Origin of the sequence: Chitinolyticbacter meiyuanensis (assembly GCF_008033135.1) — a bacterium.
GTDB lineage: Bacteria > Pseudomonadota > Gammaproteobacteria > Burkholderiales > Chitinibacteraceae > Chitinolyticbacter > Chitinolyticbacter meiyuanensis.
In genome coordinates this window covers 2,347,593-2,370,523 of the sequence record NZ_CP041335.1, presented here as the reverse complement: position 1 = coordinate 2,370,523, position 22,931 = coordinate 2,347,593, and the positions used below count along the sequence as shown (strand labels likewise).

The 22,931-nt window shown below is 64.9% G+C and carries 20 protein-coding genes; 16 read left to right on the top strand and 4 right to left on the bottom strand.

Going from position 1 to position 22,931, the window contains the following annotated elements; translation table 11 throughout:
- Window positions 1–7: 7 nt before the first annotated feature.
- Both FLM21_RS11310 and cobA read left to right on the top strand, forming a co-directional pair.
- Window positions 8–2,782, top strand: a complete 2,775-nt coding sequence (locus FLM21_RS11310; RefSeq protein ID WP_148715668.1) for a nitrate reductase — start codon at window positions 8–10, stop codon at window positions 2,780–2,782.
- Window positions 2,761–3,516, top strand: coding sequence for a uroporphyrinogen-III C-methyltransferase (cobA, locus tag FLM21_RS11305; protein ID WP_246120708.1), 756 nt, complete (start codon window positions 2,761–2,763; stop codon window positions 3,514–3,516). Before FLM21_RS11310 ends, cobA begins: the two co-directional genes overlap by 22 nt.
- A gap of 47 nt (window positions 3,517–3,563) precedes the next feature.
- Here cobA and ggt read toward each other — a convergent pair whose 3' ends face one another.
- Window positions 3,564–5,297 (bottom strand): gamma-glutamyltransferase, encoded by a 1,734-nt coding sequence (gene ggt / locus FLM21_RS11300; protein ID WP_148715667.1) that lies wholly within the window; start codon window positions 5,295–5,297, stop codon window positions 3,564–3,566.
- Between the two features lie 186 nt (window positions 5,298–5,483).
- Between ggt and FLM21_RS11295 the strand changes: the two genes are divergently transcribed.
- Together FLM21_RS11295 and FLM21_RS11290 are read left to right on the top strand one after the other, a co-directional pair.
- Entirely contained in the window at window positions 5,484–5,723 is a 240-nt protein-coding gene (locus FLM21_RS11295) for a hypothetical protein (RefSeq protein WP_148715666.1), read from the top strand.
- 105 nt (window positions 5,724–5,828) lie between these two features.
- Window positions 5,829–7,043: a branched-chain amino acid ABC transporter substrate-binding protein gene (locus tag FLM21_RS11290; protein ID WP_148715665.1), complete on the top strand. Its 1,215-nt coding sequence runs from the start codon at window positions 5,829–5,831 to the stop codon at window positions 7,041–7,043.
- 63 nt (window positions 7,044–7,106) lie between these two features.
- On the opposite strand, the gene FLM21_RS11285 is transcribed toward FLM21_RS11290, so the two are convergent.
- The 3 genes from FLM21_RS11285 to FLM21_RS11275 form a co-directional block, all read right to left on the bottom strand.
- Window positions 7,107–7,730 carry a CoA pyrophosphatase gene (locus tag FLM21_RS11285; RefSeq protein WP_148715664.1) on the bottom strand — a complete coding sequence of 208 codons (624 nt, stop codon included), beginning with the start codon at window positions 7,728–7,730 and terminating at the stop codon, window positions 7,107–7,109.
- The gene (locus FLM21_RS11280) at window positions 7,727–8,353 is read right to left on the bottom strand and encodes a trimeric intracellular cation channel family protein (RefSeq protein ID WP_148715663.1); all 627 of its coding nucleotides are present in this window, start codon (window positions 8,351–8,353) and stop codon (window positions 7,727–7,729) included. Before FLM21_RS11280 ends, FLM21_RS11285 begins: the two co-directional genes overlap by 4 nt.
- A 94-nt stretch (window positions 8,354–8,447) precedes the next feature.
- Window positions 8,448–8,822, bottom strand: coding sequence for an Hpt domain-containing protein (locus FLM21_RS11275; RefSeq protein ID WP_187359868.1), 375 nt, complete (start codon window positions 8,820–8,822; stop codon window positions 8,448–8,450).
- Between the two features lie 126 nt (window positions 8,823–8,948).
- Here FLM21_RS11275 and metG point away from each other — a divergent pair, with 126 nt between their 5' ends.
- The 12 genes from metG (at window position 8,949) to FLM21_RS11215 (ending at window position 22,930) form a co-directional block, all read left to right on the top strand.
- The gene (gene metG / locus FLM21_RS11270; RefSeq protein ID WP_148715661.1) at window positions 8,949–11,114 is read left to right on the top strand and encodes a methionine--tRNA ligase; all 2,166 of its coding nucleotides are present in this window, start codon (window positions 8,949–8,951) and stop codon (window positions 11,112–11,114) included.
- Window positions 11,115–11,262: 148 nt separating this feature from the next.
- Window positions 11,263–11,397 carry a DUF3096 domain-containing protein gene (locus FLM21_RS11265; RefSeq protein ID WP_148715660.1) on the top strand — a complete coding sequence of 45 codons (135 nt, stop codon included), beginning with the start codon at window positions 11,263–11,265 and terminating at the stop codon, window positions 11,395–11,397.
- An 84-nt stretch (window positions 11,398–11,481) separates the two neighbouring features.
- On the top strand, window positions 11,482–11,757 hold the full coding sequence (locus FLM21_RS11260) for an acylphosphatase (RefSeq protein ID WP_148715659.1): 276 nt from the start codon (window positions 11,482–11,484) through the stop codon (window positions 11,755–11,757).
- A gap of 296 nt (window positions 11,758–12,053) precedes the next feature.
- Window positions 12,054–13,136, top strand: a complete 1,083-nt coding sequence (locus FLM21_RS11255; RefSeq protein ID WP_148715658.1) for a hypothetical protein — start codon at window positions 12,054–12,056, stop codon at window positions 13,134–13,136.
- Between the two features lie 7 nt (window positions 13,137–13,143).
- Window positions 13,144–13,455, top strand: a complete 312-nt coding sequence (locus FLM21_RS11250; protein WP_148715657.1) for a (2Fe-2S) ferredoxin domain-containing protein — start codon at window positions 13,144–13,146, stop codon at window positions 13,453–13,455.
- Window positions 13,456–13,466: 11 nt separating this feature from the next.
- Entirely contained in the window at window positions 13,467–14,114 is a 648-nt protein-coding gene (locus tag FLM21_RS11245) for an alpha/beta hydrolase (protein WP_148715656.1), read from the top strand.
- A gap of 1 nt (window position 14,115) precedes the next feature.
- Window positions 14,116–14,778: an energy-coupling factor ABC transporter permease gene (locus FLM21_RS11240; RefSeq protein WP_148715655.1), complete on the top strand. Its 663-nt coding sequence runs from the start codon at window positions 14,116–14,118 to the stop codon at window positions 14,776–14,778.
- A gap of 57 nt (window positions 14,779–14,835) precedes the next feature.
- Complete coding sequence (locus FLM21_RS11235) at window positions 14,836–16,326, top strand: sensor histidine kinase (RefSeq protein ID WP_148715654.1); 1,491 nt, start codon at window positions 14,836–14,838, stop codon at window positions 16,324–16,326.
- A 68-nt stretch (window positions 16,327–16,394) separates the two neighbouring features.
- A complete protein-coding gene (locus FLM21_RS11230; RefSeq protein ID WP_148715653.1) occupies window positions 16,395–17,648 on the top strand; it encodes a DUF1615 domain-containing protein in 1,254 nt (417 codons plus the stop codon).
- Between the two features lie 134 nt (window positions 17,649–17,782).
- Window positions 17,783–18,463 carry a translesion DNA synthesis-associated protein ImuA gene (imuA, locus tag FLM21_RS11225; RefSeq protein ID WP_148715652.1) on the top strand — a complete coding sequence of 227 codons (681 nt, stop codon included), beginning with the start codon at window positions 17,783–17,785 and terminating at the stop codon, window positions 18,461–18,463.
- Complete coding sequence (locus tag FLM21_RS11220) at window positions 18,408–19,844, top strand: Y-family DNA polymerase (RefSeq protein ID WP_148715651.1); 1,437 nt, start codon at window positions 18,408–18,410, stop codon at window positions 19,842–19,844. The genes imuA and FLM21_RS11220 overlap by 56 nt, the downstream gene beginning before the upstream one ends.
- Window positions 19,841–22,930, top strand: a complete 3,090-nt coding sequence (locus FLM21_RS11215; protein WP_148715650.1) for an error-prone DNA polymerase — start codon at window positions 19,841–19,843, stop codon at window positions 22,928–22,930. Before FLM21_RS11220 ends, FLM21_RS11215 begins: the two co-directional genes overlap by 4 nt.
- Window position 22,931 lies beyond the last annotated feature (1 nt).

Genomic DNA, 22,931 nt, shown 5'->3' with positions numbered 1-22,931 from the left:
TATCCCTATGGCCAAGGCTATAACCCGCTCGACCTGCTGCTACTGCGGCGTGGGCTGCGGCGTGCTGATCGAAAGCGAGGGTGGGCGCATCACCGGCATAGCGGGCGATCCGGCGCATCCGGCCAACTTTGGCCGGCTCTGCACCAAGGGCATGACGTTGCCAGCAACGGCTGCCAGCCTCACCGGCCGTGCGCTGCAGCCAGAGATGCGGCTGACGCGCGATGTACCGCGCCAGAGCGTCAGCTGGGATACGGCGCTGGACCAGGTGGCTGGCCGCTTTGCCGACATCATCGATCGCCATGGCCCGGATGCAGTGGCGTTCTACCTCTCCGGCCAGCTGCTGACCGAGGACTATTACGTCTTCAACAAGCTGGCCAAGGGCCTGATCGGCAGCAACAACATCGATACCAATTCGCGGCTGTGCATGTCCAGCGCAGTGACGGCATACAAGCTGGCACTGGGCGCCGATGGCCCGCCCACCTGTTACGAGGATCTGGAACACGCCGACTGCGTGCTGTTTGCTGGCAGCAACATGGCCTATGCCCACCCGGTGCTGTTCCGCCGACTGGAAGCCGTCAAGGCCACTCGCCCCGCCACGCGCTGGATCGTGATCGACCCGCGCCGCACCGACACCGCCGCCATGGCCGACCTGCACCTGCAGATCCAGCCCGGCACCGACGTGGCGCTGTTCAACGGCATGCTGCACCACCTGATCTGGGAAGGCCTGATCGATGCCGAGCACATCGCCAGCCACACCAGCGGCTTCGCCGAACTGAAGGCCCTGGTGCGTGACTACACGCCCAAATTTGCCGCCGAGCTGTGCGGCATCCTCGAAGCCGACCTGATCCAGGCGGCGGAATGGTTCGGCTGCGGCGGGCTGGACAAAGGTAGCAGCCTGTCGCTGTACTGCATGGGGCTGAACCAGTCCGCGCACGGCACCGACAAGAACCTGGCGCTCATCAACCTGCATCTGGCCACAGGCCAGATCGGCAAGCCCGGCGCCGGTCCGTTCTCGCTCACCGGTCAGCCCAACGCCATGGGCGGGCGCGAAGTGGGCGGCATGGCCACCATGCTGGCGGCGCACCGCGATATTCAGAACGCCGAGCACCGCGCCGAGGTAGCCGCCTTGTGGGGCGTGCCCACCGAGCGGCTATCGCCGCAGCCGGGCCTGCCGGCAGTGGCGATGTTCGAGGCCCTGCGCGAAGGCCGAATCAAGGCCATCTGGATTGCCTGTACCAACCCGGCCCACTCGCTGCCGGACCTCGGCCCGGTGCACGAGGCGCTGGCAGCTGCCGAGTTCGTCGTGGTGCAGGAAGCCTTTGCCGAGACCGATACCGTGCCCTACGCCGACGTGCTGCTGCCGGCCACGACCTGGGGCGAGAAGGAAGGCACGGTCACCAATTCGGAGCGCCGCATTTCACGCGTGCGTGCCGCAGTGCCGGCGCCCGGCGAGGCAAAACCGGATTGGTGGGTTGCCACGGAAGTGGCCAAGCGGATCGAAACACGATTGGTCAACCCGCCCGACCTCGAGGGCCCCATCCAAAGGGGGGCAGCAAACCAGCCTCGGCTGTTCGGCTTTGCTGCCCCGGAAGCCATCTTCAACGAACATCGCGCACTGACCATAGGGCGCGACCTTGATATCGGCGGGCTCGATTACCAACGGCTGGAAACGCTGGGGCCCCAGCAATGGCCATTTCCAGAAGGCGCGCTCAGCAGCCAACCGCGCCGCTACACCGACCGCATCTACGCAACCGCCGATGGCCGTGCACGCTTCCATGCCACCCGCTACCAGCCGGTGGCCGAGCCGACCAATGCCCGCTATCCCTTCCATCTGTTGACCGGCCGGCTGCGTGATCAGTGGCACGGTATGAGCCGCTCCGGCCGGGTGCCGCAGCTGTTCGCCCATGCGCCAGAGCCCAGCCTCACCATGCACCCGCAGGATGCCGAGCGGCGCGGCTTCAAGGTGGGGGAATTGGTACGCGTGGCGAGCAAACGCGGCGAGCTGGTGTTGCCGCTCGCCATCGCGGACGACGTATCCAGCGGCAGCGTGTTCGCTGCCATGCACTGGAATGGCCAGTTCCTCAACAGCGGCGGCATCAACCACGCCAGCAGCAAGGCGGTCGATGCCAAATCGTTCCAGCCCGAGCTCAAGCACGCCGCCGTGCGCGTCGAGCGCGCCGAGCTACCCTGGCGCGTGCTGGCGGCTTGCCGCGCCGACGATGTGCTGGCGCTGCGCGCCAGCGTCCAGCCCTTGCTGGCCGAATGCGACTACGCTGCGCTCAGCCTGCAGGGTCACGATGCACTGGTGCTGCGGGCTGCGTGTGCCAGCCCTCAAGCGGACTGGCTGGAGCGCTTGTTCGATGCACTTGCGCTGCAGCCGGGCGAGCACGTCCTCGATTACCACGATGCGCGGCGCGGCCTGATCAAGCGCGTGGCCTGGCAGGCCGACAACGCGCTGGCGGGCTTCGTCTTTGCCGGCGACATCGCCGGCGGTGATGCGCTGCTGGGCCGCCTGCTCGATGGCGAGGTTTGGCAAGGCTCGCGCCTTGCCGCCTTCGCCCCGCGCCCCGCTGCCGCAAGCGATCGCGTGATCTGCAACTGCAAGCAGGTGAAGGCCTCGCAGATCGCCGCGCTGGTGGCGCAGGGCTGCGGTATCGACGACCTGAAGGCACAGCTGGGCTGCGGCACCGTCTGCGGCTCGTGCGTACCTGAATTGAAGCGGCTGGCCAGCCAGCCGGTGGCCGCCCGAGGAAAACACGCATGCAAAGCACTGAATCGATGAAACCCGGCAAGGTCACGCTGCTCGGCGCCGGGCCGGGCGATCTGGAACTCTTGACGCTGAAGGCGGTACGCACGCTCGCCAGCGCCGACGTGCTGCTGCTCGACGACCTCGCCAATCCGGAGCTGGCCACGCTGGCACCACAGGCCAAGGTGATCCATGTCGGCAAGCGCGGCGGCTGCAAATCCACGCCGCAGGCCTTTATCGAACGGCTGATGCGGCGCTACGCGCGGGCCGGCTGCCATGTGGTGCGCGCCAAGGGCGGTGAAGTGCTGCTGTTCGGGCGGGCCGGCGAGGAAATCCGTTCCCTTGAGGCCGCCGGAATCTCGGTCGAGATCGTCAACGGCATCAGCGCCGGCCTCGCCGCCGCAGCCAGCCTCGGCGTGTCGCTGACGCACCGTGAGCACTGCCAAGGTGTCACCTTCGTCACCGCGCATACGCAGGATCACGGCGAGCCGGATTGGGCGCTGCTCGCCGCCACCGGCACCACGCTGGTGATCTACATGGGCATGGGCCGCATCGGCAGCGTGACCGAAGGCCTCCTTGCCGCCCTGCCCGCCACCACGCCGGCCGCCGTGGTCGAATGGGCCAGCACGCCGCGTGAGCGCCGGCTGGTATGCACACTGGCCGGGCTCACCAACACCGCACAGGCACTGCAACTGGCCAGTCCCGCTGTCATCCTGGTCGGTAACGCCATCGGCGAGGCCGCCGTGACGCAAGAACGCTTGGCCGCCTGAAACGACAACAGCCCGGCAAGCCGGGCTGTTGCTGGCGATTCGAGTCGCTATTGCTTTTGCACCAGCGCGCTGCCGCCTCCGTGGCGCAGCGGCTCCGAAACGGCCGTGACCGTGCCATCGTCATTGAAGCGGATGCCATTGGCGGCCCCGACCTGGTCAGTCTCGCTCCATTGGTGACCGTAGGCTTCCAATGCTTTGGCCTGATCGCTGCCGATGAAGTTCAGGAGCTTCTCCACCTGCGTCTTGTCGCCGTTGCGCTGGCTCAACCGCGGTGCGGCCAGTGCGTCAGCGAGGCTCATGCCCAGGTCGACATGGTTGACGACGGTCTGCAGTACCGTGGTGATGATGGTCGAGCCACCCGGCGAGCCGATGGTGAAGGCTGGCTTGCCATCCTTGAGCACGATGGTCGGGCTCATCGACGAGCGCGGGCGCTTGCCGGCCTCGGGCACGTTGGGATGCGGGCCGCTGAACTCGAAGTCCGTCATCTCGTTGTTGAGCAGGAAGCCCCGCCCCGGCACCACGATGCCGCTACCGCCCCAGTCCTCGATGGTAAAGGTGTAGGCCACCACATTGCCTTCGCGGTCTGACACCGTCAGGTGAGTGGTATGCGCCGGTTCCGCCGCCAGCTTGACCTGTGGGCGCAGCGGCACCGACAGATCGTTCTGGAACGGATACGGGTCGCCGGCGTTGCGCTTGCCCTGCGTCGCCTTGGGATCGATCAGCTTGGCGCGCTCCTTGGCATAGGCCTTGGACAGCAGCCCGGCCTTGGGCACGTCGAGGAACTCGCCATCGGCCACATAGGCATTGCGGTCGGCAAAGGCTAGGCGCGATGCCTCCAGGTACAGGTGCTCCGCCTCAGCGCGCGGCAGCGATTTGAGATCGAAGTTTTCCAGAATGTTCAACGCCTCGGCGATGGCGATGCCGCCACTGGAAGGCATGGGCATGCCATAGAACGCGTAGCCGCGGTAAGTCGATTCAATCGGCTGGCGCAGCCTTGCCTCGTAGTCCTTGAAGTCGTTCAGCGTCATCTGCGCGGAAAGCACCTTCACACCTGGCGTGGCCGGCGGCTGGTTCACCGCGCGCACGACATCGCGTGCCAGCGCGCCTTCGTAGAACGCCTTCACACCGCCCTTGGCCAACAGCTTGTAGGTGTTGGCGAGATCGGGATTGCGAAAGCGGCTGCCCACCGGCAGCGCCTTGCCGTCCTTCAGATAGAGCTGCGAAGTGGAGGTGAAGCGGCTGAACTTGGCTTCGTTCAGCGCGTTGATGCGGTTGAAGTTCTCGCTCACCGCAAAGCCCTGCTCCGCCACCCGGATCGCGGGCTTGAGCACCTGCGAGAAGCTCATCGTGCCGTAGCGCGATAGCGCTTCATGCCAGCCGCGCACCGTGCCCGGCACACCAACCGACAGCCCGGTGGGCACCGCGGCGTCCCACTCCAACTCCTTGCCATCGACCTGGAACACGGTCGGACTGAAATAGGCGGGCGCTGTTTCCCGATGATCGAGCGCGATCACACGTTTGTCCTTGGCCGAATAGATCAGCATGAAACCACCACCGCCGATGCCGCAGCTGAACGGATCGGTCACGCCCAGCACCGCGGTCGCCGCAACGGCAGCGTCGACCGCGTTGCCGCCAGCATTGAGGATGGCCAACGCCGCCTGGCTTGCCTCATCCGAAATCGTCGCTACCGCCCCGCCGTGACCGGTTGCCACCGGCTGCTTGGCCCAAGTGGCAAACGCCGCCATCAGCAATACCGTACCCAACAGTACCTTGCTTCTCATCGTTCGCTCCAGCATGCGCCAGCGGATCGACATGCCCGCCGGTCAGTGGCGACGATGCTAGCAAGGCATGCGGCAGGCTTAATCCGGGCTTACCCCTAAGGGCACAAGACGCTTGAACTTGGCCTCGATTCAATCTAAAGCGGCATATCGGGCCGTGGGCCATATATCATGCCGTGCTGCGCCCTGATGAGATTCCTGAAACGTGCGAAATTGGGGCAATCGCGCATCGATATCGATCCGCCACTGTTTAAAACGCAGCAAATTGCTGAATTGAGAAGACAATTCTCAAAGTGGCCTGCACGCCGAAATGGCGCACCGCTGGAATCGTTGCTTGATCAGGCTTTGCGCGATGTCGTCAAGGACTACGTGGTATTCGGTCCAAACAAGTGTTGGATTTGGGTGTCATGCGGGAAAGGCTGTATTTGACAGGGTTTCGGGCCGCTCCCCATCATCGTCGCGTTATTCACCAGCCGAACCACAAAACGGCGATGGTGGATATGAACACCTGTGTATCGCAACAAGGGGAACACGATGAGCATTGCGCGTTACAGCATGATTGCGGCCGCCGTCCTGGCACTGGCCGCCTGCGGCAAACAACAGCCGGCCGAACAATCGGCCGCCTCCAGCCCTGCCTCGACGCCTGCGGCTGAATCCAGCAGCGGTGGCGGCGATACCGTCAAGATCGGTCACGCAGCACCGCTGACCGGCAACATCGCCCACCTCGGCAAGGACAACGAGTACGGCGTGAAGATGGCGATCGACGAGATCAACGAAGCCGGCGGCGCCGACATCGGCGGCAAGAAGATCAAGTTCGAGCTGGTGTCGGAAGACGACCAGGCCGATCCGAAGACTGCCACCACCGTGGCCCAGCGCTTCGTCGACCAGAAGGTTGTCGGCGTGGTCGGTCACCTGAACTCGGGCACCACCATTCCGGCCTCCAAGCTGTATTCCGACGCCGGCATCCCGCAGGTATCGCCGTCGGCCACCGCCGTCGCCTATACCGCCCAGGGCTTCAAGACCGCCTTCCGCGTGATGGCCAACGATGCGCAACAGGGCAAGGTGCTCGGCGAGTACGCCGTGCAGAAGCTCGGTGCCAAGAAGGTTGCCATCGTTGATGACCGTACCGCCTACGGTCAGGGCCTGGCCGACGAATTCGAGAAAGCCGCCAAGGCGGCCGGTGCCGAAATCGTCAAGCGCGAGTTCACCACCAACCAGGAAACCGACTTCAACGCGATCCTGACCAGCATCAAGGGCGCCAAGCCGGACCTGATTTTCTACGGCGGCATGGATGCACAGGCAGCTCCGCTGAAGAAGCAGGCCAAGAAGCTGGGCATCGCCGCCAAGGTGATGGGCGGTGACGGCACCCAGACGCCGGAATTCATCAAGCTGGCCGGTCCCGATGCCGAAGGCCAGATCTCGTCGAGCCCGGGCCAAGCCAAGGAAGACATGCCGGGCGGCAAGGAATTCCTGAGCAAGTTCAAGGAAAAGTTCGGCGTGGAAGTCCAGCTCTACGCACCGTACTGCTATGACGCGGTCAAGGTGCTGGTCGAAGCCATGAAGAAGGCAGGCTCGACCGATCCGGCCAAGTACCTGCCGGAACTGGCGAAGACCGACTACCAAGGCGTCACTGGCAAGATCAACTTCGACGAGAAGGGTGACGTGAAGAACGGCGCCATCACGATCTACACCGTCAAGGGCGGCAAGTGGGAAGTGCTGGAAGTCGTAGGCGGCGGCGCAGCCCAGTAAATCCGGGCGGACCAACGCAGAACGGCGCCTTCGGGCGCCGTTTTTCTTTGCTTTTTTTCCGACTCAGCTGGCCAGATCGCGTGGCGAACCGGTGGCGCCGAGCGCGGTCGCCAGCATCAGCAGCATCCCGGCAGTCGCACCCCACACGGTGCGCCCCTCGCACTCGATGAAGTGCGAAGCGCCGCGTACCCCGCCACGCTCAATCAGGCGGCGCTCGTAGCGCGCCGGTTGCATCAACCAGGCCATTGGCAGCTCGAACACCGCCGCGACCTCGCCCGGATCGCTCACGTACTCGACCCCCGGCTCCACCACTGCCACCACCGGGGTGACGCGATAGCCACTGATGGTCACATAAGCGCCAAGCTGGCCGACCACGGTGGCCGACGCCAAGGGCAGGCCGATTTCTTCGTTCGCCTCACGCAAGGCAGCCGCTGCGGCATCAACGTCATCCGCTTCCATCCGGCCGCCGGGAAAGCTGATCTGCCCGGCATGCTGCGCCAGATGGGCGGCGCGTTCGGTGAAGATCACCTTGGCACCCGCCTCGTGCGGCACAACGGCGATCAACACTGCAGCCGGCGTAGCCGCACTGAGGCCATGCCAGTCCGCCTGATCGAAACGCGGCGCTGCTTCCAGCTTGGCAGTCAGCCAATCGCACCAGTCCTGCGCGCTGCCGAGCGATGGGATCATTCGTCCAGCCTTGGCAATTTGAGATCGCTCACGTGCGCGATCAGCCGCAGCGCCAGCCCGCAACCGAACAGCAGCCACATGGTCAGCGGGTTGAACATCTGGTACTGGGTCAGCAGGTAGACCAGCCCCGCCATCAGCAGCGCGACGGTGCCGTAGAAATCCTCGTGCAGGATGAATGGCACATCGTTCACCATCATGTCGCGGACCAGCCCGCCGCCGACCGCGGTGACAAAGCCGAGGAAACACACGCCAAAGAGATTGAGTTCCAAGGCGATGCCGATCTGGGCACCAGCGATGCTGAAGGCAACTAGCCCAATCGAATCGGCCACGATGAATGCCCGTTGCAGCAGGCCCGTACGCTGCTGATGCAACTTGAGCACCCAGGCCGCCAGCAGAGAGGCGAAGATGGTGTAGAGCGGCGCGGAATCGATGAAGATCTGCGGGATGCGATTGACCAGCACATCACGCAGCACGCCGCCGCCAATGGCAGTGAGCAGCGCCAGGATCAGCACGCCCAGCAGATCAAAACGCTTGCGTGCGCCAATCAGGTAGCCGGAGAACGCGAACGCAGCGGTGCCAATGTGGGTGAACCAATCGAACTGGGGAACGGGAAGTGTGGGCATGACCACGGCAGCGAACGGCGATGCGCCATTCTAGGGGTCACTGCGGGGGCTTGGCACGCTCAGCCCGTGCTGCCATGCAGCAACCGCAGCAGGGTCAGTGCGCGCTGAAGCCCAGCAACAGCCCATGCGACAGATCGCGCACGCCAGCGAAGGTCGCCTCCGCCAGCTGCAACTGGCCTTGGCGGCCGGCCGCCTCGATCTGCTGACAGCCGCTGGCGAGCCGCTCGGCACCCAGCTGCAGCGCGGCACCCTTGAGCTTGTGCGACAGCCGGATCACGCTGTCGGCATCGCCACCGGCAAGGGCGGGCGGCAAGCGGCTCAACGTGTCCTGCAGCAAGGGTACGAAGGCGGCGATCAGCTCGGCGCGCAGGTCCATGCCGACCTGACTGCGCAACTGCGCCATCATGGCCTCGACGCTGGCCAGCTCTGCCTCGATCCGCTCGATCACGCTCTCATCCCGATCAGCCATGGTTGCTCTGCCCATTTGTCATCGTTGTGCCCCGACTATAGCGCCGTAAGATTGAAGCTGTCATGGGGTAGCTGACGGGCTGCGGTATAATCGCCCGATTGAGACACAGGACCTCCGGAAATCCGCATGCCACGCAAGATCCTCGTCACCTCCGCCCTGCCTTACGCCAACGGCGCCATCCATCTTGGCCACCTCGTCGAATACATCCAGACCGACATCTGGGTCCGCTTTCAGAAGATGCGCGGCCACACCTGTCACTACGTCTGCGCCGACGACACCCACGGTACGCCCATCATGTTGCGCGCAGAAAAAGAAGGCATCAGCCCGGAGGCCCTGATCGAGCGCGTGCACGGTGAGCACCTGCGTGATTTCACTGGTTTCCACGTCGAATTCGACAACTACTACAGCACCAATTCCGAGGAAAACCGGCAATACGCCTACCGTATCTACGATGCGCTGAAATCGAACGGCAAGATCGTCAATCGCACCATCAGCCAGCTGTACGACCCGGTGAAGAACATGTTCCTGCCGGACCGCTTCGTGAAGGGCGAATGCCCCAAGTGCGCGGCCAAGGATCAGTACGGCGACAACTGCGAGGTCTGTGGCACCACCTACAGCCCGACCGAGCTGAAGAACCCCTACTCGGCCGTCTCCGGCGCCACGCCGGTGCTGAAGGACTCCGAGCACTACTTCTTCAAGCTGGGCGATTGCGAGGATTTCCTGCGCGGCTGGACCCGTGGCTCGGCCGCCGTCGACGGCGCCGAGCGCCCTCGCCTGCAAGAAGGCGCCGCCAACAAGATGCAGGAATGGTTCGAAGCCGGCCTCACCGACTGGGACATCAGCCGTGATGCGCCCTACTTCGGCTTCGAGATCCCCGATGCGCCGGGCAAGTACTTTTACGTGTGGCTCGATGCCCCGGTCGGCTACATGGCCAGCCACCGCAACCTGTGTGATCGCCTGGGCCTCGACTTCGACAGCTACTGGAACAAGGACAGCGACGCCGAGCTGTATCACTTCATCGGCAAGGACATCCTCTACTTCCACGCGCTGTTCTGGCCGGCCATGCTGGAATACAGCGGTTTTCGCACGCCCACCGGCATCAATGCCCACGGTTTCCTGACCGTCGACGGCGCCAAGATGAGCAAGAGCCGCGGCACCTTCATCACCGCCGAATCGTACCTGCGCCACCTCAACCCGGAATGGCTGCGCTACTACTTCGCCGCCAAGCTCAATTCGGCGATCGAGGACATCGACCTCAACCTGGAAGACTTCGCCGCCCGGGTGAACAGCGATCTGGTGGGCAAGTACATCAACATCGCCAGCCGCGCCGCCGGCTTCATCGCCAAGCGCTTTGGCGGGCAGCTGGCGCAAGAATTGCCTGAGCACGAGCTGGTGTTTGATCCCCAAGTCGCAGAGAAATTGAATACTGAAGCGCTTGGTGGGATTTTCGAAACCACGGCACTGCAGAAGAAACTTTATATCCCAGGCCAATCTGGACGTAGATTGCTCCAAAATCTACAAGGTACCGCAGTTGAAATTGCGGCGCACTTTGAATCTCGCGAGTATGCAAAAGCCATTCGCGTAACGATGGCCTTGGCAGATTCGGTTAATCAGTACGTGGATGAGAACAAGCCTTGGGAGCTGGCGAAGCAGGAAGGCCAAGATCAGAAGTTGCATGAGGTGTGCTCGGTGCTGATCAACGCTTTCCGCCTGCTCACCATTTATCTGAAGCCGGTGCTGCCTAAGCTCGCCGCCGATGTCGAAGCCTTCCTCGCCATCGCTCCGCTTTCCTGGGCCGATGCCGACAGTCTGCTGCTCGGCCACACCATCAACGTCTACAACCACCTGATGACGCGGGTCGACCCCAAGGCCATTGAAGCGATGATCGAAGAAAACAAGCAAAGCCTGGCACCGGCAGCAGCCGAAGCCGCCGCCCCCACGCTCGACTACGAAGTGCCGCCGATTGCCGATACCATCAGCATCGATGACTTCATGAAAATCGACCTGCGCGTGGCGAAAATCGTCGAGGCCAAGGCGGTTGAGGGCGCCGACAAGCTGGTGTCGCTCATGCTCGATATCGGCACGGAAACGCGCCATGTATTCGCCGGCATCAAATCCGCCTACAAGCCCGAAGAGCTGCAGGGCCGGCTGACCGTGATGGTGGCCAACCTCGCGCCGCGCAAGATGAAGTTCGGCATGAGCGAGGGCATGGTGCTTGCCGCCGGCGGTGATGGCGGGCTCTACATCCTCAATCCGGACAGCGGTGCCAAGCCCGGCATGCGGGTGAAGTAAGCCAGTCCACGATCCAAACAATGCGGCACTACGGTGCCGCATTTTTCTTGGGCGCCGCCCCGGCTGGCATTTGTCACATGGGCACGCCAAGCGGTGGCGCTAAGCTCGGGGAAGGCACCTGTTTCGGTGCAGCTTCGGGAGCACACCCATGTACGTTGCCATCGGCCCATTGGTTTCGTTGATCGCCGGCGTCCTTATCCTCGTGATGCCGCGCCTGCTCAACTACATCATCGCCGTCTACTTGATCATCATCGGCATTGTTGGCCTGTTCGGCGCACGCTGAGCTCTCCGGCCTAATTGGCCAGCATGGTCGCCACGCGCATCGTGTATACCGTGACTTGGACCAATCGGTACCAAGGAGCAGGACATGATCGCGATCCGCTTGCAGATCGAAGGAAGGGTGCAGGGTGTGGGCTTTCGCTTCGCCGCCTGCCTGGAAGCCGAACGCCTCGGCGTGGCAGGTTGGGTACGCAACCGGCACGACGGCAGCGTGGAGCTGCACGCTGAAGGCGAGGAGCCCTTGGTGGAAGCGCTGGCGCAGTGGGCGCACCATGGCCCACCGGGGGCGCGTGTCGAAAAAGTGCAGCGTACCTCGGCCCAATCGGAGGACCTCGGCAGCTTTCGCGAGCTGCCGACGATTTAGCCAAAGGCGGGAAAAAAAACCCGGAAAACGAATTCCGGGTTTCAAGCAACATCTACAAAGGAGAAACTATCAAGACGCACCTTGCTGCATCCCAACAGAGCTTCCAATTTAGCCGATTTCCCCCACTATCGTCAATCAATTCAAGGGATTGCGCACGCTGCCATGTTGCGGTGCACAGTCCCCCGCGGGATGCACAAGGCCAATGCCGGCGCGCCTTGCACGGGCAATCCACCATGCGCCGGCTGCAGTGCCGGGCGTATAATTGGACCTTTGCAGACCGTAGTTTCCAAGCCCGCATGTACCTGCCCGACCCCCGCCTCTACCCACGCGTGAATCCGCAAAACCCGGTGATCCGCGCACTGATGTCCTACCTCACCGAAAGCGATGCGCCGGTTGCCGCCGAGAAGCGCAAGGCCTTGACCGCCATCGTGGCGGAGCTCATCGCCGCGCGCGATCACTATGCATTGAACGGTGCGCTGACACAGGCGCCCTCGCAGGAAGGCTACAAGCTGCTGTGGCAGATCGTGCGCGAGCTGTGCGAGGGATCGAACGGCGCCGCGAGCTGGGGCGTGCCGTTCGCCATCCCCCTCATCCTGGTGGTAGGCGCGCGCAGTCAGGTGCAACTGGCTGGGCACCTGCCTGATACCGATGCGGTGCTGGCACTGCTGCGCCAGCATGGCGTGATCCGGCCCGATGCGGAGGTCTATCTTGCGCCTGCGCTGGTGCATCCGGGCGATTTGGCGGCCATCAACCCGGCGCAACTGGCCGAATGGCGCGATGCGCCGCAGCCAGAGGCCGTGGCGCGGTCGGTGCGCGAGGCTCCGATCACCTGCAAGGACGAGGGCGTGTTCCTACGCTACCTGGTCGGCGTGGCGACGCAAGCCGACCAGGCCGATCCTGCCATTCGCCTCAACGGCAGCGTCGGTGCCTGGGGCATGCCGCTGGCCGACCTGATCGGCAAGGCACTGGCTCAGGATGGCGTCACCCTGTTCGCCATGCCGCGGGTACCACAAACCTGGCTGGCAGCGCAGGAATCCGGTCGCGTCACCCAGCTGGAAACCCGCTTGCAGGTGGCAGCAAGCAACGCCATCCGTAGCATGCGCAGCAAGCGGCGCACGCCGGTGGGCTGCATTGCCGCGCATGAGGGCGGCGAGATCCGCATCAGTTTTTCCAGCCAGGAGGATGGCGAGCGCTGGGAAGGCTTCGTCTGGCCCTTGGCGCCGCTCGATGCTGCCGAGCAGGTGCGCGAGTATGCCGAGGGCCTGCTGCGCGAATGCCAGCTCGACGACATCCGCGTGATCGAAACCGTGCAGCCGGATCAGCAGGACGGCCTGCCCTTCTTCGTCACCGCGCACTACCACCCCGTTTCCCAACACTGAGGTCGCCATGGGCTACTACCAGCACCACGTGTTTTTCTGTCTGAACGAGCGCCCCGAAGGCGAGCGCCAGAGCTGTAACCGCTGCGGCGCCAGCGAACTGCAGGCCTATGCCAAGGATCGGATCAAAATCCTGAAGCTCTCCGGGCCGGGCAAGGTGCGCGTAAACAAGGCCGGTTGCCTTGACCGCTGCGAGGAAGGCCCGGTGATGGTGATCTACCCGGAAGAGACCTGGTACACCTACATCGACCGCGAAGACATCGACGAGATCATCAACGAGCATATCGTGAACGGCCGTGTCGTCGAGCGGCTGAAGCTTTGAGTGGCAGCGACATGACCCAGCCGCGCAAGGCGCCTACCTTCACCCCCGTCGACATCGCCGGCCCGGCCGGTCGGCTGGAGTGCCTGCGGCTCGATTCCGCCCTGGACACGGTGCGCGGCATCGCCCTCGTCGCCCATCCCAACCCGCTGGAAGGCGGCAGCTTCACCAACAAGATCGTTCACACGCTGGCCAAGACGCTGTCGCGGCTCGGCTACGTCGCCTATTGCCCCAACCTGCGTGGCGTGGGCCAATCGGAAGGCCAACACAGCCGTGGCGAGCACGAGCCGGACGACATGGCCGCCGTGCTGGCCCATACCCGGGCCGAACATCCGCAAGCCAGCGCGGTGGTGCTGGCGGGGTTTTCATTCGGCACGCTGGTGCAGAGCCGGCTACGCCAGCGGTTGGCAAACGACGAGGTCGAGGCCATGGTGCTGGTCGGCCCGGCCGTCAGCCGCTACGACTTCCCGCAGGTTCCGGCCGATACGCTGGTGATCCATGGCGAGGAAGACGAAGTGGTATCGCTTACCGCCGTGCTGGACTGGGCCCGCCCACAGCAGCTGCCGGTGGTCGTGGTGCCCGGTGTCGGCCACTTCTTCCACGGCCGGTTGACCCAGCTCGCTCAGCTAGTCGAACGCCACTGGGCCGGTCTGCCGGGCTGAGATGAATCCGGTTGCGGCGCACTTCCCGGCCGACTGGCTGGCACTGGGCTGGCTGCTTGCCGGGCTTGGGCTGGTGCAGACGGCGTGGCACGTGCCGTGGCTGGCGTTGCGCCAATCGCAGCTGACCGCGTGGTTCGGCGCCACTGTGGCCGTGCTGGCATTGTGGCAGCTCAAGGCGGAAGTCCATCCTGGCCTGGCTTTTCATTTACTGGGTACCAGCGCGCTGACACTGATCGCCGGCCCGCATGCCGCCAAGCTCGGCATGGCCGTGGTGCTCGCGGCCGAGGCTGCGCAGGGCCATGGCGATTGGGCCAGCCTGGGCTTGGCGTGGCTGCTGGTCGGCCTGCTGCCGAGCTGGCTCACCTGCTGCCTGCTGACGTGGGCGCAGCGCCACCTCCCCGCCAACTACTTCGTCTACGTGTTCTTCAACTGTTTTGCCGCCGCCGCACTGTCGATGTGGGCCGTCGGACTGGCAAGCTGTCTGCTGCTGGCCATGGCTGGCGCCTACGCAACGGATTTCCTCTTCACCGAACAGCTACCCTACTACTTTCTGATGGGCTGGCCGGAAGCCTTCACCACCGGCATCCATCTCACATTGCTGGTGGTCTACCGCCCCGAGTGGGTGGCCACTTTCGACGACCGCTTCTACCTCGCGCGTAAATAAGCGGCATATGTCCGGCCAGGGGGCTACAGTGGAGCCAGAACCCTGACTTGCCCCGCCATGCACAGCATTCGCGCCCGCCTCAATCTCCTGCTCATCACCATCGTCGTGCTGGTGCTCGGCGCATCGGGCACTTACAGCTACTGGCAGGGACACGACACGCTGTATCGCGAGGCTGCGCTGCAGGAGGCTGCGTTGCGCCAGCGCCTCGCCACCGTGCTGCCGGCCATTGTCTGGAACTTCGACGACAAGCAGCTGGAAAACGTGCTCAATGCCGAGCTGCAATGGCCCAACCTCGTCGAGATCGCGGTCCATGCCGATGGCGAAGCGCTGTCGGCGCGCCGCAAACCCGATGCGAGCCAGGTCGGACCTGAACAGACGCTGGCGCTGCAGTTCGAAGGGCGTCGCATCGGCGAGGTGCGCTACCGGCTCTCCAATGCCCAGATCGAACAGCGGCTGCGCGTGCTGGTATGGCGCAAGCTGGTGGAGATCGCGTTGCTCGCCGCCATCCTCGTTGCCGTGCTGATGCGCACCTTCAACAGCATCCTGTTGCGGCCGCTGGCGGCGCTGCGCAGCGCGCTTGATCGCTCGGCGGACCAGCGCCAATTCTCGCTCGACGACCTGGCGCCGGTACTGCAGCGGCAGGACGAGCTCGCCGCGCTGGGCCATAGCGTCAATCGCATCACGCAACGTCTGACCAGCGAGCTGGACGAGCGCAAGCTCGCCGAAGAAGCCATCCGCCGCGCCAAGCACAATGTGGACGAAGCCTATACCAAGCTGCAGGCCACCCAGGCCAGCCTGGTCCAGGCAGAGAAGATGGCCTCGCTGGGCGGTCTGGTCGCCGGCGTGGCGCACGAGATCAATACCCCGGTCGGAGTGATCCTCACCAGTGCTTCGGTACTGAGCGAGGAAACGCAGCACTTTCGCCAGCAACTCGATGCCGGTGCAGTGAAGAAGTCCGACCTCGTTGCCTATTGCGACAATGCAGGCGAAAGCGCCAAGCTGATCCTCGGCAACGCCGAACGCGCTGCCGCGCTGATCCAGAGCTTCAAACGGGTGGCCGTCGACCAGACCTCGGAAGCCCGGCGCGAATACGAGCTGCAGCATTACCTGCACGAAGTGGTCACCAGCCTCACGCCATCGTTGAAACGCCGCCCCATCCGCATCACCGTCGATTGCCCCGAACAGGTGACCATGGATGGCTACCCCGGCGCACTGTCGCAGGTGTTGACCAACCTGCTGACCAATGTACTGGCGCATGCGTTCCAGGGCGACGACGCCGGCGATGTGCTGATCGTGGCGCAGCACGAGGCCGGGACCATCAACCTGACCTTCAGCGACAACGGCCGCGGTATCCCGCCCGAGCACCTGCCCAAGGTGTTCGATCCCTTTTTCACCACCAGCCGCGCCCAGGGCGGCAGCGGCCTGGGATTGCACCTGGTGTACAACCTCGTCACCCAGACCCTGGGCGGCAACATCATCGTGCGCAGCGAACCCGGCGTCGGCACCACCTTCTTCATCACGCTGCCGCAGGTGGCGCCGCGGCGATGAACAAACCGTTGCACCCCGGCAGCGCCAAAGTTGTAAGCTTGCTGGCTTCCCTCTGTGCCACGTCCACCATGCTGCGCTCCTGCCTTGCCCTGATCCCGCTGTTGCTCGCTGCCTGCGCCACCTCCAGCCCTACGACGCCGCCGTCGTCCACTCCAACAGCCAGCGTCGCCTCCGAAGCAGCCAACGCATCGATGCCAGCCAGCATCGACGATCTGGCAAGCGACGCCAGCAGCGTGGCCGCCAGCGAACCGGTGGAAGCCACCGTGCCGACCCCGCCACCGGCGACATCAACCAAGCCGCGCCTGACCGAAGCCCAGGGCCGGGCATTGCTGAACCAGCTGCTGCCCGCCAAGATGCCGGATCGCGCCGGCTGGAGCGCCGATATCCTCGATGCCTTCACCGCACTCAAGCTGCCCTACACTGCCGAGCTGTTCTGCGCCGCGGCCGCTACCATCGAGCAGGAGTCCACCTGGCAGGGCGATCCGGTGGTGCCGGGCCTACCCAGCATCGTCTGGAAGGCCATCGACGCCAAGGCCAGTCGCTACCATGTGCCGCTGTCCGTGGTGAAAACGGCGCTGCTCAAGCCCTCGCCCACCGGCCAGAGCTACAAGGCGCGCATCGACAACCTGCGCACCGAACGCGAGATGAATGACCTGTTCGAGGACATGGCGCGCGAAGCCCGCAACCTGGGCCTGCCGCTCAACATGGCCAACCCGATCCGCACCGGCGGCCCGATGCAGGTCAGTGTCGAATTCGCCCAGAACCATGTCCGGGTGTGGCCCTATCCTTACCCGCGGCGCGGCAGCATTCGCCAGGAAGTGTTCACCCGCCGCGGCGGCACCTACTTCGGCATTGCCAACCTGCTGCACTACCCCGCGCCGTACGACGCGATGATCTATCGCTTCGCCGACTACAACGCCGGCCGCTATGCCAGCCGCAATGTGGCCTTCCAGCGCGCAGTATCGCGCCTGACTGGCCGCGAACTCACCGAGGATGGCGACTTGTTGCGCTATCAGGCCGGCCGGCCGGTCGGCACCAGCAGCGTCGAATCCGCGCTCTATACCGTGGCAGGCCGGCTCAACCTGAGCAAAGCCCAGATCCGCCGCGATCTGGAGCAGGAGAAGATGAATGCCTTTGGCGCCAGCGACACCTACAAGCGTGTGTTCGCTGCCGCCGATGCCGCAGCCGGCAAGCCGCTGCCACGTGCCGCCCTGCCGCAGATCCGCCTCGTCAGCCCCAAGATCACCCGCAAGCTGACCACCGAATGGTTCGCCAAGCGCGTGGACTGGCGCTATCAGACCTGCCTGTCACGCAGGCCCTGAAGCACCATCATGGGTGGGCATAACGCCCGCCCATGCACAACCCGGCACCGTTAAACGAGGTACTGCCTTTCATCCTGTCGAATTGATTATAGAACAATCGTTCTATAATCTAAGGGCATTGTCCGGTGACCGACATGCCTGTTCTCTCCCCTTCTCCTTCGCTACAAGACGTGCTCAAGCATCCCGCCATCTGGCGAGGCAGCGGCAGCAGCACGCAAGCCGTACTGCCCAGCGGCCATGTCGCACTCGATGCGGAACTGCCGGGTGGAGGCTGGGGGCTGGGCCAGATCAATGAGCTGTTGCATGTACCTGGCCTGGGGGAGTTGCGCCTATTGTGGCCGGCCTTGCGCCAAAGCCGGGGCCGGGTGGTGCTGGTGGCGCCGCCCTGGCCGCCGTATGCACCGGCCTGGGCCCAGGCCGGCATTGCACCGGAGCGGCTGATCTGGGTGCGCCCCCAGGCGCCGGCTGACGTGCTGTGGGCCCTGGAGCAGACGCTGGCAGAACCTGACTGTGCCGCCGCACTGGGCTGGTGGCATGGCAGGCTGGACGACCGCCACGCACGCCGGTTGCAACTGGCGGCACGGCGCGGCCAAGGGGCGGGCTTCCTGCTGCGCCAAGGCGTCAGCGATGGCGTAGCTTCGCCCTTTCCACTGCGTGTGGCGCTCGATGCATGCCAGCGTGGCCTGCAAGTCCGCATCCTCAAGCGGCGCGGCCTGCCACTGACCCATCCCGTGCTGCTGACCGACATTGAGGTGCGCCATGCTCTGGCTGGCCCTGCACTTACATACCCTAGCGCTCAACGTCTTTCCGCCTGATGCGCTGCCTGAGGGCCCCGTTCGCCCCCGCATCGTGGTCGCCAGCCACGGCCGCGGCGAACGGCTGGAGCAGATGGATGCACTGGCCGCCAGCCTGGGGCTGAAGCCGGGCATGAGACTCTCGGCCGCACTGGCCCTCGTCAACGAGCTCGTCATCCATCGCCGCCGCCCCGATCGCGAGCAGGAAGCGCTGACTGCCCTGGCCACCTGGGCCCAGCAATTCACCCCGACCGTGGTCTGCTCACCGCCTGCCACCTTGCTGCTGGAAATCGGCGGTTGTCTCACCTATTTCGGTGGCCTCGTCGCACTGCGCTCGCGGATCGAGCAAGGCCTGACCCAGCAGGAATATGGTTGGCGCAGCGCGCTTGCTCCCACGGCATTGGCTGCAGCCTGGCTGGCACAACAGGCCGAGACCACGCCTGTCCTGCGACTTGCGGATCTGCCGACCCGTCTGGGCACATTGCCCACCAGCGTGCTGCTGCTCGATCCCAGTGCGCACCAGTTGCTGCAACAACTGGGCATCAGCACGCTGGCGCAGTTGCTGGCGCTGCCACGCGCCGGCCTCAACCGCCGCTTCGGTACCGATCTGGCTCGGCAGCTGGCCCAGGCCCTGGGTGCCGAGCCAGACCCACGTGCGCTGCATGTGGCGCCTGATCACTACCAGCGCACCATCGATCTCGACTGGCCAGTGGAAACCGTCGACGTTTTCCTCAAGCTGGCCCGCCGGCTGCTCGATGGTCTGGCAGCCTTCCTCTCCGGGCGGGGCCTGGGCGTGCAACAGCTGCGTTTTCGCTTCACCCACGAGGAACTGGCACCGACGACGCTGACGGTCGGCATGGGCCACACCAGCTGCTCCGCCTCGGCTTGGCAGGAGGTGCTGCGCGAAAAGGTCGTCCATTATCGCTTGGCGGCGCCGGCTACATCGGTCGGGCTGATTGCGGACAACCTGCACCCGCTGTCGGGCGAAGCCCGCGACCTGTTCGGCCATGCCAGCGGGGGCGACATCACGCTGCTGCTGGCCCGGCTGACGGCTCGGCTGGGGGCCGAAGCTGTGATCGGGCTCGCCACTGCGTCCGACCACCGGCCCGAGCATGCGAGCGCGACTGTGACCCCAGGCCAGCGTAGCCCGGCGCTGGTGGTGGGCTTGCGGCCCGGCTGGCTGTTGCCGCAACCCCAGTCTTTGCCGGAGCGCGATGGCCATCCCTGGCAAAACGGTGCGCTGCGGCTCGTCAGCCTGCCCGAGCGGATCGAAGCCGGCTGGTGGGATGACGACCCGATTGCCCGCGACTACTACATTGCCACGGCCCCCGATGGCAGGTGCTACTGGGTATTCCGCAACCGTGTCGACCAGAGCTGGTGGCTGCACGGGGTGTTCGGATGACCTCACCCGGCCCGATCCTGCCCGGCTATGCCGAGCTGCATTGCCTATCCAATTTCTCCTTCCAGCGTGGCGCTTCACACGCCGAGGAACTGGTCGAGCGGGCCAGCGCACTGGGCTACAGCGCCCTGGCCATCACCGACGAATGCTCGCTCGCCGGCATCGTTCGTGCGCACATGCGCGCCGAGAAATTCGGGCTCAAGCTGCTGGTGGGAAGCGAATTCACGCTGACCTGCGGACTCAAGCTCTTGCTGCTGGCGCCCGACCGGTTGGCCTATGGCGACCTGGCCGAGTTGATCACCGTCGGCCGGCGCAATGCGAGCAAAGGCAGCTATCGGCTGGATCGCGACGACCTGGCCGCACATGCCCGCCGCCTGCTCGCGCTGTGGCTGCCCACCGAGGCCACCGGTCCGGATGAGGGCCGCTGGTTGGCGCAACTGTTCGACGATCGTGCCTGGCTGGCGGTGACGCTGCTGCACGGTCCGGCGGACGATACCTGGCTGGCGCAATGCCGGTGGCTGGGCCAGCAATGCGGCCTGCCCCTGGTCGCCAGCGGCGATGTGCATATGCATGTCCGCTCTCGCCGTGCGCTGCAGGATGTGCTGACCGCGATCCGGCTTGGCCAGCCGGTGGCCCGCTGTGGCCTGGCCCTGTTTCCCAACGGCGAGCGCCACCTGCGTGCCCGCGCCCGTCTGGCCCGCATCTATCCGGCCGAGCTGCTGGCGGAGACCGAGCGCATCGCCGCGCGCTGCAATTTCAATTTGAAGGAAATCCGCTACGAATACCCGGAGGAGCTGGTGCCCGCAGGGATGACCGCCACCGAGCACCTTGCCGCACTGACGGAGGAAGGGCTGAAAATACGCTATCCGCAGGGCACACCAGCAAGCGTGCACCCGCAGATCGCTGAAGAGCTCGCCATCATCGGCCGGCTTCGCTACGAGGCCTTCTTTCTCACCGTGCACGACATCGTCCGCTTTGCCCGAAGCAAAGACATCCTGTGCCAGGGCCGGGGCTCAGCAGCCAATTCCGCCGTCTGCTACGCGCTTGGCATCACCGAGGTCCGGCCGGAAGACAGCCACCTGCTGTTCGGGCGCTTTATTTCGGAGGAGCGGGGCGAGCCGCCCGATATCGACGTCGACTTCGAGCACGACCGGCGTGAAGAAGTCATCCAGTACGTGTTCAACAAGTACGGCCGCGACCGTGCTGCCCTAGCCGCCACCGTCATCACCTACCGCACCCGCAGCGCCTTGCGCGATGTGGGCCGGGCGCTGGGATTTGCCGAAGACCAGCTGGAACGGCTGGGCGGCAATCTGGCCTGGTGGGACAGCCCGGAGCAGCTGGCCCAGCGCATGATCGAAGTGGGCCTCGATCCGGCCAACCGCCAGGTAGAGCTGCTGCTGGCACTCACCCGCGAACTGCGGCGATTTCCGCGCCATCTGTCCCAGCATGTGGGGGGCTTCGTGATCAGCGCCGGTCCGCTGGCCCGGCTGGTGCCGATCGAAAACGCAGCCATGAAGGATCGCACGGTGATCCAGTGGGACAAGGACGATCTGGAAGCGCTGGGGCTCTTGAAGGTCGATGTGCTGGCGCTGGGCATGCTGTCTGCCATCCGCCGCACGCTGGCGCTGCTGTCGGCGCAGCCCGGCAGGCCCGCCACCATGCAGGACGTACCGCGCGACATCCCCGAGGTCTACCAGATGCTCTCCCGCGGCGATTCGATCGGAGTGTTCCAGGTGGAATCACGCGCGCAGATGAGCATGCTGCCCAGGCTCAAGCCGCAACGTTTCTACGATCTGGTCATCGAAGTCGCCATCGTGCGGCCAGGGCCGATCCAGGGCGACATGGTCCATCCCTATCTACGCCGGCGCAACGGTGAAGAGCCTGTCGAGCCGATGACTCCGGAAGTGGCCGCCGTGCTGGAGCGCACCCACGGCGTGCCGATTTTCCAGGAACAGGTGATGCAGCTGGCTGTGGTCGCGGCCGGCTTCACGCAAGGCCAAGCCGATGACCTACGCCGCTCGATGGCCTCCTGGCGCCGCAAGGGCACGCTGGAGCACTACAAGCAGAAGCTGCGCGATGGCTTGGTCGGCAACGGTTATGAGGGCGCATTCGCCGATCGCATCCTGCAGCAGATCGCGGGTTTCTCCGAATACGGCTTCCCCGAATCGCATGCAGCCAGCTTCGCCATCCTGGTGTACATCTCGGCCTGGCTCAAACGCTTTGAACCGGCGGCCTTTCTCTGCGGCCTGCTCAATGCGCTGCCCATGGGGTTTTATTCCGCCTCGCAGCTGATCCAGGATGCGCATCGCCACGGTGTGGAGGTCCGGCCGGTCGATGTGCAGGTCAGTGATTGGGAAAGCACGCTGGAATCCAATGCCGCCGGCCAATCTGCCGTCCGCCTGGGTTTCAACCGGATCCGTGGGCTATCTGTTGCAGCAGCAACCGCGCTGGCCACGGCACGACCTGCGACCGGCTATGAATCGCTGGATGACGTGCAACAGCGCGTTCAGCTCGACTCGCACGCGCTCAATGCCCTGACCGATGCTGGTGCGCTCTCCCGCCTGGCCGGCCACCGCCGTGCAGCGCACTGGCAGGTCGCCGGCCTTGTCACCCCTGGCGACCTGGGGCATACCGGCAGCGACATGGCCCCAGCCACGCTGCTCGCCCCAAGCGTGGGTGATGATCTGGTGGCCGACTACCGCAGCATGGGGCTGACCCTGGCACCCCACCCGCTTACCTTGCTGCGTGAGCGACTGGCTGCGCAGCGCCTGCTCACCGCCGCCGAGATCCGCGCCTGTCCGGATGGCCGCATTGCCCGCGCCTGCGGCATTGTCGTAGGGCGCCAACGGCCGGGCACGGCCAGCGGGGTGACTTTCGTCACGCTGGAGGACGAAACCGGCAACGTCAATGTCATCGTCTGGCGCAGCCTCGCCGACACCCAGCGCCGCGAATTGCTGACCTCACGGCTGATGGCTGTCTATGGCGTGGTGCAGCGAGAAGGCCGCGTGGTGCACCTGCTGGCCAAGCGGCTCGTCAACCTCAGCCACCTGCTGGGCCGGCTCGATACCCGCAGCCGGGATTTCCATTGAG

Coding starts and splice junctions, on each gene's coding strand:
- FLM21_RS11290 (WP_148715665.1), top strand. CDS start 5,829: ATGAGCATTGCGCGTTACAGCATGATTGCGGCCGCCGTCCTGGCACTG.
- ggt (WP_148715667.1), bottom strand. CDS start 5,297: ATGAGAAGCAAGGTACTGTTGGGTACGGTATTGCTGATGGCGGCGTTT.
- FLM21_RS11285 (WP_148715664.1), bottom strand. CDS start 7,730: ATGATCCCATCGCTCGGCAGCGCGCAGGACTGGTGCGATTGGCTGACT.
- FLM21_RS11245 (WP_148715656.1), top strand. CDS start 13,467: ATGACCCAGCCGCGCAAGGCGCCTACCTTCACCCCCGTCGACATCGCC.
- FLM21_RS11255 (WP_148715658.1), top strand. CDS start 12,054: ATGTACCTGCCCGACCCCCGCCTCTACCCACGCGTGAATCCGCAAAAC.
- FLM21_RS11240 (WP_148715655.1), top strand. CDS start 14,116: ATGAATCCGGTTGCGGCGCACTTCCCGGCCGACTGGCTGGCACTGGGC.
- FLM21_RS11250 (WP_148715657.1), top strand. CDS start 13,144: ATGGGCTACTACCAGCACCACGTGTTTTTCTGTCTGAACGAGCGCCCC.
- FLM21_RS11295 (WP_148715666.1), top strand. CDS start 5,484: ATGAGATTCCTGAAACGTGCGAAATTGGGGCAATCGCGCATCGATATC.
- FLM21_RS11265 (WP_148715660.1), top strand. CDS start 11,263: ATGTACGTTGCCATCGGCCCATTGGTTTCGTTGATCGCCGGCGTCCTT.
- FLM21_RS11280 (WP_148715663.1), bottom strand. CDS start 8,353: ATGCCCACACTTCCCGTTCCCCAGTTCGATTGGTTCACCCACATTGGC.
- FLM21_RS11235 (WP_148715654.1), top strand. CDS start 14,836: ATGCACAGCATTCGCGCCCGCCTCAATCTCCTGCTCATCACCATCGTC.
- imuA (WP_148715652.1), top strand. CDS start 17,783: ATGCCTGTTCTCTCCCCTTCTCCTTCGCTACAAGACGTGCTCAAGCAT.
- FLM21_RS11215 (WP_148715650.1), top strand. CDS start 19,841: ATGACCTCACCCGGCCCGATCCTGCCCGGCTATGCCGAGCTGCATTGC.
- cobA (WP_246120708.1), top strand. CDS start 2,761: ATGCAAAGCACTGAATCGATGAAACCCGGCAAGGTCACGCTGCTCGGC.
- FLM21_RS11220 (WP_148715651.1), top strand. CDS start 18,408: ATGCTCTGGCTGGCCCTGCACTTACATACCCTAGCGCTCAACGTCTTT.
- FLM21_RS11310 (WP_148715668.1), top strand. CDS start 8: ATGGCCAAGGCTATAACCCGCTCGACCTGCTGCTACTGCGGCGTGGGC.
- metG (WP_148715661.1), top strand. CDS start 8,949: ATGCCACGCAAGATCCTCGTCACCTCCGCCCTGCCTTACGCCAACGGC.
- FLM21_RS11230 (WP_148715653.1), top strand. CDS start 16,395: ATGCTGCGCTCCTGCCTTGCCCTGATCCCGCTGTTGCTCGCTGCCTGC.
- FLM21_RS11275 (WP_187359868.1), bottom strand. CDS start 8,822: ATGGCTGATCGGGATGAGAGCGTGATCGAGCGGATCGAGGCAGAGCTG.
- FLM21_RS11260 (WP_148715659.1), top strand. CDS start 11,482: ATGATCGCGATCCGCTTGCAGATCGAAGGAAGGGTGCAGGGTGTGGGC.